Consider the following 14,971-nt stretch of genomic DNA (forward strand, 5'->3'; position numbering starts at 1 on the left):
TTGTCTTGCTCCCGGCCCCAATGACCCTTTTCCATGTCGTTGGGGCTGTGTTCCTTTTCATCCTCCTTGCCTGGTTTTCCCTGTCGATATTTGTGGTTCAGGTCCCATTCTTTTATCGGGCCTTGACCGGGGGAGACAGGGGCCGGCCCCGTGTAGCGCTCACGTTCGACGACGGCCCCCACCCGAAATTCACGCCGATGGTCCTTGATGTCTTGAAAGAGTACAATGTGAGGGCGACCTTCTTCCTGGTGGGGGAAAAGGTCATAGAAAATCCGGATACGGTTAAGAGAATAGTCGGCGAGGGCCATTGTATCGGGAATCACTCGATGTCCCACGTACATCTTCTGGGCCTTATGAGGACGGCAAGGCAGATGAAGGAAATCGAGGGGTGCCGGAGGGCGATTACGGACACGGCGGGGACTTCGTTCCCTTGGTACCGTCCGCCAATGGGATACAAGACGCCGTCCACCTTCTGGGCGGCGAAGAGACTCGGCCTTGCCGTCGTGGGATGGCACATCAAGGGTTGGGACACGTTCTACACCGACCCGGAGAAGATCGCCTCTTCCGTGCTTAAAAGGGTCAGAAACGGATCGATCATCCTCCTCCACGACTCTTCCACTCTGAGAGAAAGGCCCATCGATCGATCGCCGACCGTCGACGCCCTTCCCGATATTCTGTCGGGATTGAAGGAGAGGGGTCTCAGGCCGGTGACTCTGGACGGGCTCTTCGATACGGGAGAAGAAAAATGAAGAAGATCTTGGTTTCTGTCCTTTTGCTCCTTTTCGCAGCCGCTCCCGCGGCCGCGGGCAATACCGATGAGGTCGACGACCTCTTAAAGGGGATGGAGGCGTTCTGGGCTGAGGTGGATACGATGGTCTGCAATTTCACCCAGAAAAAGAGGCTCCCCCTCTTCGATGCCGAGATAGTATCAAAGGGGAGTTTCGCCTACAAGAGGCCGGGGACGATGATATGGCGCTACGATCCCCCCGAGGAGACCGTGATGGCCGTAAAGCCGGGGGTCGTTACGATCTACTTCAAGGAAAACAACAGGGCAAAGGTAATTCACCTGGGTAAGGACGAGAATTACCCCCAGGCTATGACCTTCGGCCTCGGCGGGACGGCGGATCAAAAGGGACTTAAGGAGAAGTTTGACGTGGCCTTGACGAAGGCGGGGGACAAAAGAACGCTAACGCTGATTCCCAAGGAAAGAGGGGGGGGCGATCGATTTGAAAAGATCGTCATTACCATAAGGAAGGACTTTACCCCCATATCCACTGTAATCCACTTCTCCGCCGAAGATGTTACAGCCTTCGATTTTAAGAACGTTGTGATAAACGGCCCTGTGGATAAAAAGACCTTCAAACTGGTGCTCCCGAAGGGGGTTGTGGTCGAGGAGGTCGGCTCGGGCAAGTGAGATGTAAATGGTTCTACAGGATATTCGATATTGAACTCCTCCATGCGTTGATTCCCCTTCACTTTTTTAGTGAAAGCCTCTTTCTTCGCCTCCCTTAAAACCTGTTCCGATCATATTTAGATTGTTTGAGTAGAGAAAGCCCCGTCTTTTCGTTTTTTTTTGCCCGATTTCACTTTTTCTGTTCACGTTTACCCCCTTTTTTTCGGAAATGAGACTTTTTTAGACAGGTTTTGCCCAAAAAGGTGTTGACATAATTGGATATTTTATATATAATTCTATAAAATTTATGTATAAATTTTACGTAAAATAAAGGGAGGAGGAATGATGAGGGTAAAAACATTTCTGATCGCTGTCGCTGTCTTGATTATTTTTGCCCCGATTTCTTACGCCTGGGACAACGAGGTGCACACGCAGATGGTAAAAGACGCTATAGCGCTGTGTCCCAAGGAGCTGAAAACTTTCCTCAAGCAGCATATAGACTCTGCGATATACGGCTCCCTGGAACTGAACATCACCCTTTCAAGTCCCACCGCCTATGGGTACAATTACAGGAAGAGCTACTACGTTCCGGAAGGGGAGAGGGGAACGGCCCCAGACGAGGCGAAGCTCGTATCTAATTCGGTTATTGAGCTTCTGTCAAAAAGGTCTCCCGATGAAGACCTCGTAGCCCGTCGTATGGGCCTGGCATCTTCCTATATAGCGGACTCCATTCAGCCGAAGAGGTACATCGGGGTCGCCCCCGATTACCCCCTCGATTATATCGTCAACGAGAAGAGGCTGACCGTTACCTACAACGGACACAACGCGGTCGAAGATTTCTCCGAGGATCTGAAAACTCTCGTAAGGGGCACCTGGGACAAGGAGCTTACGGACGAGCAATATTACGACCTCGCGGTCAATTACATCGTGGACGCATGGGTGACGATCTGGGAAAAGGCCGGCCTTCCCCCCGGCGAGATTGTCGCCACGGGGTCACAAATAAGGCCGATTCCGAAAGAGGTCAGGGAGGCGAATAAGGAGCCTTTGAAACCGGCCACATATTTCGACCTCAAGAATCTCGAAAAGGCAAATATTTACAAAGATACTGATTTGAAGAAGTATGAGAAGGAGGAGGGATTTAAGGTCGATATGGAGGGTGAGGGGAAGGTAGAGGGGGAGGAGGAGACGGTAATGAAGCCTCCTGAAAAGACAGTAGGAGAGGAGGAAGGGACGGGCGAAACCGGGACCAGTGAAGAAACCGTGGAAACCGAGACCGATACGGGAACAGAGACCGAGACGGAAACGGAGACCGGCACGGAAACGGAGCCCGTCGACTGATACATGTCAATGCTAGAAAGCCTTAAATAGATTTACCCGGTATCGGATCAGCCGGAAGAGGGACGGGATTTTTTATTGTGCGTCCTGAAAATCCCGATTATTCCAAAACTTAAAAGGGATATTCGATATGCGTAAAATAGCCTCGATCATTTTTGCCCTATCCATACTTTTATCCTCATTGACCTTTTCAGCGGCCGAGGAAGGGACGAAGGGGACCGGCGACAAAACCTATTACGACGAGGTCGTGAGGATATTGGGAGTTCTCAGCGATACCTACGAGAGGGAGGACATTTCCTCCTTTATGAACAAGGTTTCCAAGGATTACGATGGAGACTATCTCGCTTTAGAGGAGGATGTCACCAACGAATTCGACAAATACGACAATTTCACAATAAACATCAAAGTGGACAGGGTTTCTTCAAGCGAGGATAAGGGCCTTGTTTTCGCCGATACCCATTGGGACAAGCGTCGGGTAGGAGTCGATGAAGGCAAGGAGTCTGTCAGTCACGGAACAACGCAGTTCATTTTCAAGAAGGATCCGGAAGGGAAATTTCTCCTCAACGGGATGACGGGGAGGGCCGTTTTCGGAGAGCATTAAGGCCGAACTTGAGGGCTATAAACAAAAAAGCCGCCCTTTATGACGGGGGCGGCTTTTGTTGCTTTCGGGACTGAATTCCGAGGCATCAAGCGATTGTCGTCTCTCGCTATTTCAGAAGCGACTTCACCAATTCAACTCCAGACTGGGCGTCCTCCCCGTAGCCGTCCGCGCCTATCTCATCCGAGTATTTTTTGTTCAACGGGGCGCCGCCCACGATTATCTTGTACTTGTCCCTCACTCCCCCCTCGGAAAAGACGTCGATGACCTCCTTCATGGCGGGCATCGTGGTGGTGAGCATGGCCGACATCCCGATGATGTCAGGATTGACCTCCTCCGCCTTTTCGAGAAACTTTTCCGGGCTCACGTCCACCCCGAGATCGACTATGTCAAAGCCATTCCCCTGGAGGAGTGCGGCGAGGATCTTCTTGCCTATGTCGTGGATGTCCCCGGCAACGGTCCCCAGCATTATCTTTCCCCTGGTGCTGTATTCCCCCTCCTTCAGGTTCGGCTCCAGCAGCCTGTAGGAGTTCTCGTAGGCCTTGACGCAGAGGAGCACGTCCGGGAGGAAATACTCCCCCTCGCTGAAGAGCTCTCCCACCTCGTCGAGGGCCGGGACAAGGGAGTTATTTAAAATATCGACAGCGGCTATCTCCAAATCGAGCGCCCTTTTCGTCAACACCTCCGTGTCGTCGAAGTTCATCTCAATTACCGCATCTTTCAACTGATCAAGGATTTTGTCTTTCATCTGAAGCTCCCTATAATATCTTAACTCTAAAGTTGAGTGATTTGTTATGCACTATTCCTCGAATTCTTCGCATTCCAATTTAAAACTTGGTGTATGCACTAAAATCAATATAGCTTCGCTCGAATTCGTATTCATGTAACTAAAACGTTTCCCTTTCGGGATGATGCATACATCACCGGAAGAAAGGTTATTGGACTCTTCATTTACGGTGAAATTCACCTTTCCTTTAACAACATAATAGTACTTGTCTGACCGATTCGACCAGGAAAGTTTGTGACTGACACCGGTAGGAACAGTAATCTCAGCAAAAGAGGAGCTATTCTCTTGTCCTGCTGTATAATCAATTATCTTGAGCTTGTCGAATTCGATCGGTTTTATTGCTTCGTGTTTAATAATCATATCCTTTCCATTGTAAAACATTGCGAATCGCCTCATTCTCATCCCCGTCTGAACCTTCCCTCCTCTTCTCATGTTGACCTGGAGACAGAAAAACCTTTCAAGTCCTTTGTTACGATTTCTCTCGGCCCGGCTTTCTTAAAAAAAGGTTCTCAAGCGACCGCGACCGTCTTCACCGATACGGCGACAAACTCAAAGCCGCCCTTTTACCATCCTCCCCTTTCAACCTGACAAGCTCTTCGGGAGTTGTGAGCCTTTAGACTTCCCACTCGGCGGCGTAGAATTCATCCAGCGACCGGTTCTTTACCATCTCGCAGTAGTCATCGAGCTCCTTTTTGAGCTTCGGGTCGATGTCCCTCGGCTTATGCTTTTCGAGGATATTGAGCGCCTTTTCCCTGGCCATGTCGATCATATTGACCTTCCCCTCCTTCTCCCAGATGTCCCTCTTCTCTATGCTCGCGAGCTTCGGGATGAAGTGCTCCTTCCTGAAGTTCTGCTGGGTGTGTCTCTCGGAGATGTAATTTCCGTCCGGCCCGACACTCCTGATTACGTCCATGGCAAGGGTGTTGTCGTCGACGTCGATCCCCCTTAATGCCCTCTTCACCGTCCCTATAAGCTCGTCGTCGACCACCGAGATTTCGTGGGAGCCGCCGGTGGTCGATTCGATGGTGCCCACGCACGTGATGTAGTTCGCGCCCGACATCGCCGCGAGCATGATCGACCTGACCCTCTCGACCCCGCACTGGATGTCGAGGGTCTTCGATTCGGTGGCTCCCGCCACCACCCTGCACGGGATGTCGAGGTGATGGGCGAGCTGGGCGCTGGCGGCGCTGATCATGCCGGTCTCGACGGCGCCCAAATAGACGGTGCCCCGCCTCATCTCCGCAATCGTCGAGACGCTCCCGTAGAGGACCGGATTTCCGGGATTGACGACCTGCGTCATGACGATGTGGGAGAGAATCTCGGCGTTGTGCTGGGTCAGAAGCCCCGCAAGGCTTGCGGGCGCCGTGGTTCCGGCCATCGCCTCGGGAGACGGGATTACCGGCTGGCCGTGCTCCGCGAGTATCATCATCCCCTCGACCTGGATCTGGGAGGTGGAAAGGGGGCTTTGGATGCTCACGATGGAGATGAAGGGATGCTTCTTCTTGATCGCCTCCTTTCCCCCCATGACGATTGCCGTCATCTCCATCATGTCGGTGGTGGGCATCACGCCGTATGCCCCCATCCCGAAGGACTTGGTGCAGTTTTCGGCCCATCCCCTTATCGTCTCCGAGTGGATTGTCTGCATAGGAATGTCGTGGGGCCAGTAGTCCATCTGATTGGAGACTATGTTGTCGAGATAGTCGAAGAGTATGACGTGATCGATGGTGTCCTTAAGGGTGGTCGGGCGGTACTCCCCGGTCTTGAGGTCGTACATCCCTATGGCCGTGCCGAGCCCGCCGAATATCTGGGTGTCGGGATTCACCACCCACTCGTTATCGGGGTCCGCCCCGCAGACCACAAACTCCCTTGGCACCTTCTTCAGGTAGTCCTCCACAACGCCCTGGGGAAACTTTACAATCTTTGTGGCCTCGTCGACCTTGCAGCCCGCGTCGGCGAGCATCTGCCTCATCTTCTTGACCTCGACCTTGATTCCCACCTCCTCCATCAATTCAAAGGAGAGTCCGTGAATCCGCTTGACCTCGTCCTCGCTGAGGACCTGAAATTTCGTGCTCTTCATATATTGACTCCATGGCTTTCTATATATTGAACCGTTTTATGCCGTCTTTTTCCCGTTTGCCTCAATATAGTGACCCGATATAGGATGTCATTGCCCCCTTTTTTTACAGCATGATACATCATAAATCGAATTTGTCTAATCCTTTTTTCCTCAGAAGCGCCTTTTTTGCGACGTACCGGATGTGTCCCAGGGTGGCCTTGAGGAGCCGCAGCCGATCGAACCGGTTTTCTTTCAGCATCACTTTGAACGTCTTCCACTGTTTCGGATTCTTGTAAAAGCTCTTCAAGAGATCGTTGTATCCCTTGACAAGGCTCTCCCTGTCGATCGTATCGGGCCAGAACACGAAGTTCATGGCGTTCATCTTCTCCCAGTCCTCGTCGAAAGCCCCGTATTTCTCGATATCCTCGTAGGCCTCGCACCCCGGATAGGGGGTGTACTTCGAGGCGTTTATGAGGGCAAACGGGAGGTCGGATATAAAATCCTTGGTTCGCTCTATACTCTCTCTCGTCTCCCCCGGGGCGCCCACGATGAAGAGCCCCTTTACATATATCCCGGCCTCCGTGGTCATCGAGACCGCGCGGGCGGCCGTCTCGGGCGACAGCGTCTTCTCCATCGATTCAAGGAGGGTCGGGTCGGCCGTCTCGATCCCGTAGTTTATCATAAAGGCCCCGGCCCTCTTCATCAGCCTTAATAGCTCTGGCGTTACGAGGTCTGTCCTTGCGTCGGAGTTCCAGGTGATCGGAAACGGAAGCCTCAAGATCTCCTCTAAAAGCCCAGTCAGATGATCCCTGTCCACGGTGAAGTTGTCGTCGTAGAAAATGATGTGATCTATCCCGTGATCGACCTTAAGGCGCCTTATCATATCTATGATGTACTCGACGCTGTGATGGCGGTACCTGTTCCCGAAGACGGCGCGGTCGCAGAAGGTGCACGAAAAGGGGCATCCCCGGGACGTCACGAGGGTTGCCGCGAGTCTCCTCGGCGAGTGAAATATCGGCGGAGAGTAGAGTCGGGGAAAGCCCGGAAGGAGCTCGAAGGGTGGCGGAGGGATGGTGTCGAGGTCTTTGATCAGCGGCGGTCGCTCGTTGATCCTTATATCTTTTCCGTCCCTGTAGATTACTCCGGCGATTTTCTTCGCCTCGGCGTTCAACCCCCCGTTGACGAGCGATTTGAAGAGGGACGCTATGGAGTCCTCCCCCTCCCCCATAAGGGCGCAGTCGAAGGCCGGAAACCGGGTGAGGGTCTTTTCCGGGACGGCGGTGACGTGGGGCCCGCCCAAGACCGTGACCAGGTCGGGAAAGGTTTTCTTCAACCCCTTTGCGACCTCGTGGGCGAGGCCTACCGTGGAGGTGTATCCGGTAAGGCCGAGGACCTTGGGCGACCAGCGGCGGACACGATCGACGGTCTCGGCGGCGTCGAGTCCCAACGCCTGGGCATCCAGAACCCTAACGTCTATCCCCTCTTTCAGGAGGACGCCGGCGATATAGAGTATCCCGAGCTGGGGAAGTGAGTTCAGGATCGGGAGGCGGTACCTCGTCTCCTTGTTGACGACCCCGGCCGGGGGATTTACGAGGACCACCCTTTCCCTCCGGTCGGGACTTTCAGCGCTTTTTCCTGCTCGACCGCCCATTTTGTTTCTGCCTAAACCTCTTTATAAAAACGGTTGTTGAGCTTTTGATGGAAGGAGGATGGCTCGAGTGTTAAATGAAAAACCCCCACCTCCTCCCCCGCCCCGATTACCCTATTACCGCCGCCCCCTTCAGCGTTGCGGATGCCGTTAACGGCCTACCTTCTGCCGCCTCGATGGAATCCCCCGCCTCCGCACTGCCAAAACGATCTCTTTTCTCCCGGCCTCTTTCCGTTTACAAGCTTCCCTTCCGTATGCAGGAGGGATTTTGTGATCCTTTCCTCCAATCGTAATAAAACAAGGCCTTCGGGATTTTATCGGAGGGTCTTGGTGTCTCTGGGAGTATAACACATTTGTGACATTTTTAGAACATATTCGATTCTTTTTATCCCGAATGAAAAAAATGGAACCGGAAAAAATACCTTGAATATTGAGGGTGTATACTATAAAATCATAAAAATGTTGTTTGGATGTAAAGTATTTTTAGGATTTGGTGGGATATGGCTAAGATGAAGGGGGCGGACATTCTCCTTAAAGGGCTGTTGGACCAGGGGGTAAGGGTTCTTTTCGGTTATCCGGGAGCGGCGACTCTCCCCATTTACGACAGGATGGACGACTATCCCATCCGCCACATACTAGTGCGCCACGAGCAGGCGGCGGCCCACATGGCCGACGGCTACGCCCGGGCGTCCGGGGAGGTGGGGGTGTGCCTGGCAACGAGCGGCCCAGGGGCAACAAACCTCGTCACGGGAATAGCCACGGCCTATCTCGATTCCTCCCCGATAGTCGCCATCACCGGGCAGGTGGAGAGGCGCTTTATCGGCACCGACGCCTTCCAGGAGGTGGACATCGTCGGAATAACCATCCCCATAACAAAGCACAACCAGCATATTCTGACGGCGGCCGAGATCACCCCGGCGCTGAAGACGGCGTTTCTCCTGGCCAAGAGCGGGAGACCCGGCCCGGTCCTCCTCGATATACCGAAGGACGTCATGCTGGAGGAGGCGGAATACGACCCCGACGTCGACGTTACGCTGGAGGGATACAACCCCATTATCGCCGGCCACGGCGGCCAGATCAAAAAAGCGGCAACCCTTCTGGCATCGGCCAAGAATCCGGTAATCGTGGCGGGGGGCGGGGTTATCCGCTCCGGGGCGACAGACCAGCTCATTGAGCTTGCCGAACTCCTCGGCGCGCCGGTCATGACCACCCTCATGGGAAAGTCGGCCGTGCCCCAGTCCTTCAAATACCACCTTGGGATGATAGGGATGCATGGCGCCAAGGTAGCGGTGGATACCCTTAAATCGGCGGATGTCATCTTTGCCGTGGGCGCCCGATTCGGGGACAGGGCGGTCTTGTCATATGAGAAATTCACCGACCTCGCCAAGTTCATCCAAATAGATATCGACCCCGCCGAGATAGAAAAGACCGTTAAGGTGGATATCCCGATAGTGGGCGACGCAAAGAACGTGCTCACGGAGCTGATCAAAAGGCTTAAGGAGGACGGGTCGGTTACGGAGAGAAAGAAGAAAAAGCCGGTGAGAAATCTTGAGACATACGACAGCGACAACGGCATGAGCATCCCCGCAATAGTCGAGATCCTCTCGGAGATGGGGGGCGATTTCATCGTGGCCACTGACGTAGGCAGACACCAGATCTGGGCCGCCAAGTACTACAACAGTCCAGGGCTCGACAGGGGGGGGTTCATCACGTCCGGTGGTTTGGGGACGATGGGCTTCGGCTTTCCCGCCTCCATGGGGGCCAAGATGGCGCGCCCGGAAAAGAAGGTCGTCCTCATCACGGGGGACGGGAGCTTTATGATGAACATTCAGGAGCTCGCCACCTCCTCCCACTACAACATCCCGGTGGTCGTAATAATAATGAACGATCATCACCTGGGGATGATCCGCCAGGTTCAGGACATCTTCTACGACGGGAAGTATATGGAGTGCGAGTTCCCCCCCAACGTGGAGTTCGTCGATGTGGCCAGGGGCATGGGACTTGACGGGGTGAAGGTTACCGATATTAAGGACGTCAGGGGGGCGATAGAAAAGGGGCTTGAGTCGGACTCGACGTTTGTGATAGATTGTATAATCGAGTCCCAGGAGAACATCCCCTATCAGTCTTACGACAACTGATCGGGCTTAATCGTTTGGTTCTTTTAGGTTTTTTTAGGGGCATAAGGGCAACGCCGTGCAGAAGATAATCTCGATATTGGTGGAGGACAAGCCGGGCGTTTTGATGCGCATCGCCGGACTCTTCTTCAGGAGGGGCTTCAACATCGAGGCCCTCTCAGTGGGGAGCACCGAGATACCCGGCAAGAGCCGCTTTACCATCACCGTGGACGGCGACGAAGCCGTCCTGGAACAGGTGAGAAAGCAGGTGCAGAAGCTTCTCAACGTCCACAGGACGGCGGAGCACGACCACAAGAACTCCCAGCTTCGGGAGTACGCCCTTATCAAGATAAACTTCTCAAAGAAGATAAAGACGGAGGTACTGCACCTCGTCGAGTTCTTCGGGGGGAGGGTGATAGACATCTACGACGATGTGGCGATCATCGAGATAGCGGAGGAGGAGTCGAGGATCGACATGCTCTTCGAGCGGCTGGAGCCCTACGAGATAATCGAGTCCCTGCGCACGGGGAAGGTCAGCATGTTCAGGGGAAAGAGGTCGATTAATCCCCAGAGGTAAGGGGGGATCTCGGCGGGTGGGGGTTGGGAAGATTTTTTATGCAGGGGGGGTTGGGGGGTTGGGGGGTTGGGGGGTCGGGGGGTCGGGCATTTTTTATGTAGGAAGGGTCGGGTATTTTTTATATAGGGGGGGTTGGGCATTTTTGTGGATGAGGCAGATCGAGCAGGGAGGTAGATTGGATGAGGAGGCGGATCGAAGGGGAGGGAGGGGGATGTCGGATTTTTTATAAGTTTGTTTAAAGCGTAAACACAAAAATACAAACAATATTTCCAGGTCTTAAGTCATGGAGAAGAAACTTGAGAGGGTTTTGAGGATATATCCGAAGGAGGAGGAGCAGGAGTTTACCATCTTCATCATCTGCGAGAATAAGCCCGGGGTGACCGCAAACGTCAGCAACCTCATCAGCAGGAGGGGATTCAACATCACCTCATTTATCGGCGCCAGCACCCAGACCGAGGACGTCTACAAGATCATCATCAAGCTTATGGCCACCCCCACGGGACTCAAGGGAATCGTAAAGCAGATAGCGAAATTGATCAACATCATAGAGGTAAGGGACTCCCTGAAGGAGGAGTTTCTGGAGTACGAGATGCTTCTTGTGAAGCTCAAGTACTCGGTCGAAAAGCACGGGGACATCCTACAGGTCGTCAACCATTACCACGGCGAGATAGTCGACCTTCACGACGACAAGATAACCATCGCCTTTAACGGCACACCCGAGAAGGTGGAGACGATCTTCGCCCTGATCAAGCCCTTCGGTTGTCTCGATGTGGTCAAGTCGGGGATAGCGGTGATGAGGAAATACGAAAATAACGAGTCAAGTATTCACTCCGACTGATTTATTAGGCCTTTGTTCGGTTAAAATATTGGTTTGATTTATTAACTTTTTTAAGAGGGGATTGAATGGAAACAAAAATGTGGCACAAGTCTTATGCAGAGGGCGTTCAAAAGAGCATCAAGTACGAAAAACTCACTATATCGCAGGCCCTGACGAGATCTGCCGAGAATTATCCAAATGTGGTGGCCCTGAACTACATGGGCAACAAGATTACTTACAAGAAGCTGAACGCCATGGTAAATCAGTTTGCCAGGGCGCTGTTGGACCTTGGAGTCAAAAAGGGTGACAAGATCGCAGTTTGTCTTCCGAACCTTCCCCAGACGGTCATAACCAACATGGCAATCTGGCGGGTCGGGGCAGTGGCGGTTCAGAACAACCCCCTCTACACGGAGAGGGAACTCACCTATCAGCTCAACGACTCCGACTCCAGGATGATAATCACGATGGCCCTTCTGGTTCCCAGGATTGAAAAGATAAAGGGGGACACCAAGATCGAGAAGACTATAGCCTGTCATATAAACTCATATCTGCCGTTTCCCAAAAAGCAGCTCTTTCCCTACGTCAGAAAGGCTATGTACAGAAAGATCACGCCCACCGACGACCTCCTGGTCTTCAAGGACGTGATAAAGAAATACTCCCCGGCGCCCCTCGAGGACAAGAGCAAGTGGGAAGAGCTGTCGACGCTCCTATACACTGGAGGTACCACCGGGGTAAGCAAGGGGGTCATGCTCTCTCACGAGAACATAAGCGTAAACGTCCAGCAGCTTCTCGGGTGGTTTCCAGATATAGGCCCAGGCGATGTAAAAATGGTGGGTACGTTCCCGATCTTTCACACGGCTGGTTTCACGGCGATCCAGAACCTGAACATATGGCAGGCATGGGAGCATATTATGATCCCAAGGCCGGAACCTAAGGCGATTATCGATCTTCTGAAATCGGAGAAGCCGAACTGGCTCCCCGGCGTGCCTACGATCTTCGTGGGTCTCCTGAACGAGCCGGAATTCAGGAATATGGACCTCACCTTTATCGACGGATTCATATCCGGAGCGGCGCCCCTGGCGACGGATACCATAAACGACCTCAAGGCGCTGACCGGAGCGACAATCTGCGAGGTCTACGGCCTTACGGAGACGGCGCCGCTGGCCACGGCCGGCCCCTGGGGCGGGAAGCTCAAACCCGGCACCGTGGGAGTCCCCGTCGCCGACACGGACATCAAGGTCGTCGATATCGAGAAGGGGAAGAAGGAGATGAAGATAGGGGAGCCGGGGGAGGTCATCATCAAGGGACCGCAGGTCATGATGGGATATTACAAGAAGCCCAAGGAGACGGCTGAGGTCATGAAGGACGGCTGGTTTTACAGCGGAGATATCGGAACCTTCGACGAAGACGGATACCTCACAATAGTGGACAGGAAGAAGGACATGATAATCGCCGGCGGATACAATATCTACCCGCTGGAGATCGACGATATACTCTTCGACCACCCAAAGATCATGGAGGCGTGCACGGTGGGCGTTCCCCACGGATACCGCGGCGAGACAGTAAAGGCCTTCATCGTGGTTAAGGGGGGCGAGACCCTGACGGAGGAGGAAGTAACGAAATATTGCAAGGAAAAGATGGCCGCCTACAAGGTCCCGAAGATAATCGAGTTTGTCGATGCCCTTCCCAAATCCGCGGTGGGCAAAATCCTGAGAAAGGAGCTGAGGGCACGGGAGCTTGAGAAGGCAAAGAAGGAGAAGGAAGGGGGAAAATAGTCCCATCTTAATACGATTTTGAGTGCGGGGCGGCTGGTTGTAAGGCTGGTGAATTGGTAGGCCGGCTGGAGGATTGTTGTGAAGGCTCTCACGATTTGTAATTGTTAGAGCGGCCGGTCGGGTGGTTGGTTGATAGCGTGTCGAAACAACCGATGAGGGTGAGAGGGGCCGGTTGAAGGATTGGTGTTTATAAGGGGTAAGGGAGTGGGGGGGGTCCTTAAATCCTCATCCTATTAAAAATGATAGAAACAGTTAAGGGAGACGGCGTCTTATAACAAGGGCCGTCCCCCATTTTTTTGTCGACAAGGGCTAAATTTCAATTCCGGTCTTTTTCATCAATGGTGGTGGTGGTCGTGGTCACCCTCACAGTGGATATGCTCAACGGAGCAGGTGGAGTCGCAGCTTCCCTTCCTCCTCGCGTACTTGTTATATACGGCGATAATGAGGAGGATGGCCGAGACGGCGGCAAGCACGGCCTTGACCGGCTCGCCGATGAACTCCGACGCCTTCCCGGCGTAGGCCCCGGGAGTCACGCCCAGGGCGGAGTATAGCCGGTCGGTCAAGAGCCCCATCGACACCGCCACGACCGATATAGTCGCAAGGTAGATAGCGGCGGAGCGCTTCCCCAGCGTCCCCGCCACCACCGACAGGGAGGCGAGGTTCGTGGCCGGCCCGGCGAGGAGAAACACCAGCGCCGCCCCCGGGCTTACGCCGGAGAGGATCAGGGCCGCCGCAATGGGGGTCGAGGCCGTGGCGCAGATATACATCGGAATCCCCGCAAGGAGCATTATCAGCATAGAGTGCAATCCCCCGCCAAGGTATCTCTCCATCAGCCGCTCCGGGGCGAGGTAGGTTATCGCCCCGGCAAGAACCACGCCGATGACAAACCAGAGGGCAAAGTCCTCGAACAGCTCGCCGAAGGAGTATTTTACCGCAGCGGTGAGCTTCTCGAAGAGGGTGTGGTGGCTCCTGTGGATTTCTATGGGACAGTTTATCCCGTCGCAGCAGCCGTCCACCTTGCATGTGATGTCGATCTTTTTCGGATCGGTCTCGGGTTCCTCTCCCGAGGTCAGGTTGTCGGCGATCCCGGCTATGGTTGCGGATATGAAGGCCGAGATCGGCCTTATTACCGTCATCAGGGGATCGATCAGGGCGTAGGTCACCGCGATCGAGTCGACCCCAGACTCAGGAGTGGAGATTAGAAAAGATAAGGTGGCCCCACGGGTGGCCCCCTGCTTTCTCAACGATACGGCCGCCGGCAGCACCCCGCAGGAGCATAGGGGTACCGGGATTCCGAATATCGAAGCCAGAAGGACCGACCTCACCTTGCCCTTCCCGAAGTGCCTGTAGATCGTCTCGGGATTCAGGAAGATGTAGATCAGTCCCGCAAAGAGGGAGCCGAAAAGGACGTAGGGGGCGGCCTCCTTCAGTATCCACCAGGAGGCCTTCATGATTCCCGACAACATTTCTACAATCATAATATTCCCCCCATCTTTTAGCCCCCCGAATTAGGCACAATTCTTTTTTGGATATTGTGTAAATACAATATGCTAAACATTAGGCGTATCTAAAATTGTTAGCTAATATTCTATAAGTCTAATATATATAGTTTAGCCTAACTTCGTTGACATGTCAAGACTTTTTTAGAAGAGGGATAAAAAATCGGTTTTTGGAATTTCCTTTGAAGTTTAATCTTATAGGAGATTTCCTGTAAATCTTGCTTGAGATGCAGGCTTCTCTTCTACTTGGATAGGATTGAGCGCTCGGTCGGGTGGAAATCGGTTAAGATTCTTTTTCCTCAACCGGACGACATTGAAAAATAAGATCGATTAGGTCAATTGGTCAATTCCCGGACAAATCGGAAAACCGTT

Annotated in this window: 13 protein-coding genes; 8 read left to right on the forward strand and 5 right to left on the reverse strand. The window is 53.3% G+C overall.

Going from position 1 to position 14,971, the window contains the following annotated elements:
• Positions 1–47 precede the first annotated feature (47 nt).
• From JW984_03385 to JW984_03400, 4 genes are all read left to right on the forward strand, one after another.
• A complete protein-coding gene (locus tag JW984_03385) occupies positions 48–749 on the forward strand; it encodes a polysaccharide deacetylase family protein (protein ID MBN1572223.1) in 702 nt (233 codons plus the stop codon).
• Entirely contained in the window at positions 746–1,414 is a 669-nt protein-coding gene (locus tag JW984_03390) for an outer membrane lipoprotein carrier protein LolA (GenBank protein ID MBN1572224.1), read from the forward strand. The genes JW984_03385 and JW984_03390 overlap by 4 nt, the downstream gene beginning before the upstream one ends.
• Positions 1,415–1,735: 321 nt before the next feature.
• Positions 1,736–2,731: a hypothetical protein gene (locus JW984_03395; GenBank protein MBN1572225.1), complete on the forward strand. Its 996-nt coding sequence runs from the start codon at positions 1,736–1,738 to the stop codon at positions 2,729–2,731.
• A 127-nt stretch (positions 2,732–2,858) separates the two neighbouring features.
• Entirely contained in the window at positions 2,859–3,329 is a 471-nt protein-coding gene (locus JW984_03400) for a hypothetical protein (protein ID MBN1572226.1), read from the forward strand.
• A 106-nt stretch (positions 3,330–3,435) separates the two neighbouring features.
• On the opposite strand, the gene JW984_03405 is transcribed toward JW984_03400, so the two are convergent.
• From JW984_03405 to JW984_03420, 4 genes are all read right to left on the reverse strand, one after another.
• Positions 3,436–4,074, reverse strand: coding sequence for a corrinoid protein (locus JW984_03405; GenBank protein ID MBN1572227.1), 639 nt, complete (start codon positions 4,072–4,074; stop codon positions 3,436–3,438).
• A gap of 51 nt (positions 4,075–4,125) precedes the next feature.
• Positions 4,126–4,545 (reverse strand): cupin domain-containing protein, encoded by a 420-nt coding sequence (locus JW984_03410; protein MBN1572228.1) that lies wholly within the window; start codon positions 4,543–4,545, stop codon positions 4,126–4,128.
• Between the two features lie 181 nt (positions 4,546–4,726).
• The gene (locus JW984_03415; GenBank protein ID MBN1572229.1) at positions 4,727–6,190 is read right to left on the reverse strand and encodes a trimethylamine methyltransferase family protein; all 1,464 of its coding nucleotides are present in this window, start codon (positions 6,188–6,190) and stop codon (positions 4,727–4,729) included.
• A gap of 118 nt (positions 6,191–6,308) precedes the next feature.
• Positions 6,309–7,820, reverse strand: coding sequence for a radical SAM protein (locus tag JW984_03420; GenBank protein ID MBN1572230.1), 1,512 nt, complete (start codon positions 7,818–7,820; stop codon positions 6,309–6,311).
• A gap of 506 nt (positions 7,821–8,326) precedes the next feature.
• Between JW984_03420 and ilvB the strand changes: the two genes are divergently transcribed.
• The 4 genes from ilvB to JW984_03440 all read left to right on the forward strand — a co-directional run bounded on the left by ilvB (position 8,327) and on the right by JW984_03440 (position 13,100).
• The gene (gene ilvB / locus JW984_03425; protein ID MBN1572231.1) at positions 8,327–9,955 is read left to right on the forward strand and encodes a biosynthetic-type acetolactate synthase large subunit; all 1,629 of its coding nucleotides are present in this window, start codon (positions 8,327–8,329) and stop codon (positions 9,953–9,955) included.
• A gap of 55 nt (positions 9,956–10,010) precedes the next feature.
• A complete protein-coding gene (gene ilvN / locus JW984_03430; protein ID MBN1572232.1) occupies positions 10,011–10,508 on the forward strand; it encodes an acetolactate synthase small subunit in 498 nt (165 codons plus the stop codon).
• A gap of 283 nt (positions 10,509–10,791) precedes the next feature.
• Positions 10,792–11,346, forward strand: coding sequence for an acetolactate synthase small subunit (gene ilvN, locus JW984_03435; GenBank protein ID MBN1572233.1), 555 nt, complete (start codon positions 10,792–10,794; stop codon positions 11,344–11,346).
• A gap of 65 nt (positions 11,347–11,411) precedes the next feature.
• A complete protein-coding gene (locus JW984_03440) occupies positions 11,412–13,100 on the forward strand; it encodes a long-chain fatty acid--CoA ligase (protein ID MBN1572234.1) in 1,689 nt (562 codons plus the stop codon).
• A 335-nt stretch (positions 13,101–13,435) separates the two neighbouring features.
• Here JW984_03440 and JW984_03445 read toward each other — a convergent pair whose 3' ends face one another.
• Positions 13,436–14,578 (reverse strand): SO_0444 family Cu/Zn efflux transporter, encoded by a 1,143-nt coding sequence (locus tag JW984_03445; GenBank protein ID MBN1572235.1) that lies wholly within the window; start codon positions 14,576–14,578, stop codon positions 13,436–13,438.
• Between the last annotated feature and the right edge of the window lie 393 nt (positions 14,579–14,971).

Source organism: Candidatus Zymogenus saltonus (assembly GCA_016929395.1).
GTDB lineage: Bacteria > Desulfobacterota > Zymogenia > Zymogenales > Zymogenaceae > Zymogenus > Zymogenus saltonus.

Excerpts from the sequence above, each read along its gene's own strand:
- JW984_03390 (MBN1572224.1), top strand. The coding sequence starts at position 746 with ATGAAGAAGATCTTGGTTTCTGTCCTTTTGCTCCTTTTCGCAGCCGCT.
- JW984_03395 (MBN1572225.1), top strand. The coding sequence starts at position 1,736 with ATGATGAGGGTAAAAACATTTCTGATCGCTGTCGCTGTCTTGATTATT.
- JW984_03400 (MBN1572226.1), top strand. The coding sequence starts at position 2,859 with ATGCGTAAAATAGCCTCGATCATTTTTGCCCTATCCATACTTTTATCC.
- JW984_03405 (MBN1572227.1), bottom strand. The coding sequence starts at position 4,074 with ATGAAAGACAAAATCCTTGATCAGTTGAAAGATGCGGTAATTGAGATG.
- JW984_03410 (MBN1572228.1), bottom strand. The coding sequence starts at position 4,545 with ATGAGAAGAGGAGGGAAGGTTCAGACGGGGATGAGAATGAGGCGATTC.
- JW984_03415 (MBN1572229.1), bottom strand. The coding sequence starts at position 6,190 with ATGAAGAGCACGAAATTTCAGGTCCTCAGCGAGGACGAGGTCAAGCGG.
- JW984_03420 (MBN1572230.1), bottom strand. The coding sequence starts at position 7,820 with ATGGGCGGTCGAGCAGGAAAAAGCGCTGAAAGTCCCGACCGGAGGGAA.
- ilvB (MBN1572231.1), top strand. The coding sequence starts at position 8,327 with ATGAAGGGGGCGGACATTCTCCTTAAAGGGCTGTTGGACCAGGGGGTA.
- ilvN (MBN1572233.1), top strand. The coding sequence starts at position 10,792 with ATGGAGAAGAAACTTGAGAGGGTTTTGAGGATATATCCGAAGGAGGAG.
- JW984_03440 (MBN1572234.1), top strand. The coding sequence starts at position 11,412 with ATGGAAACAAAAATGTGGCACAAGTCTTATGCAGAGGGCGTTCAAAAG.
- JW984_03445 (MBN1572235.1), bottom strand. The coding sequence starts at position 14,578 with ATGATTGTAGAAATGTTGTCGGGAATCATGAAGGCCTCCTGGTGGATA.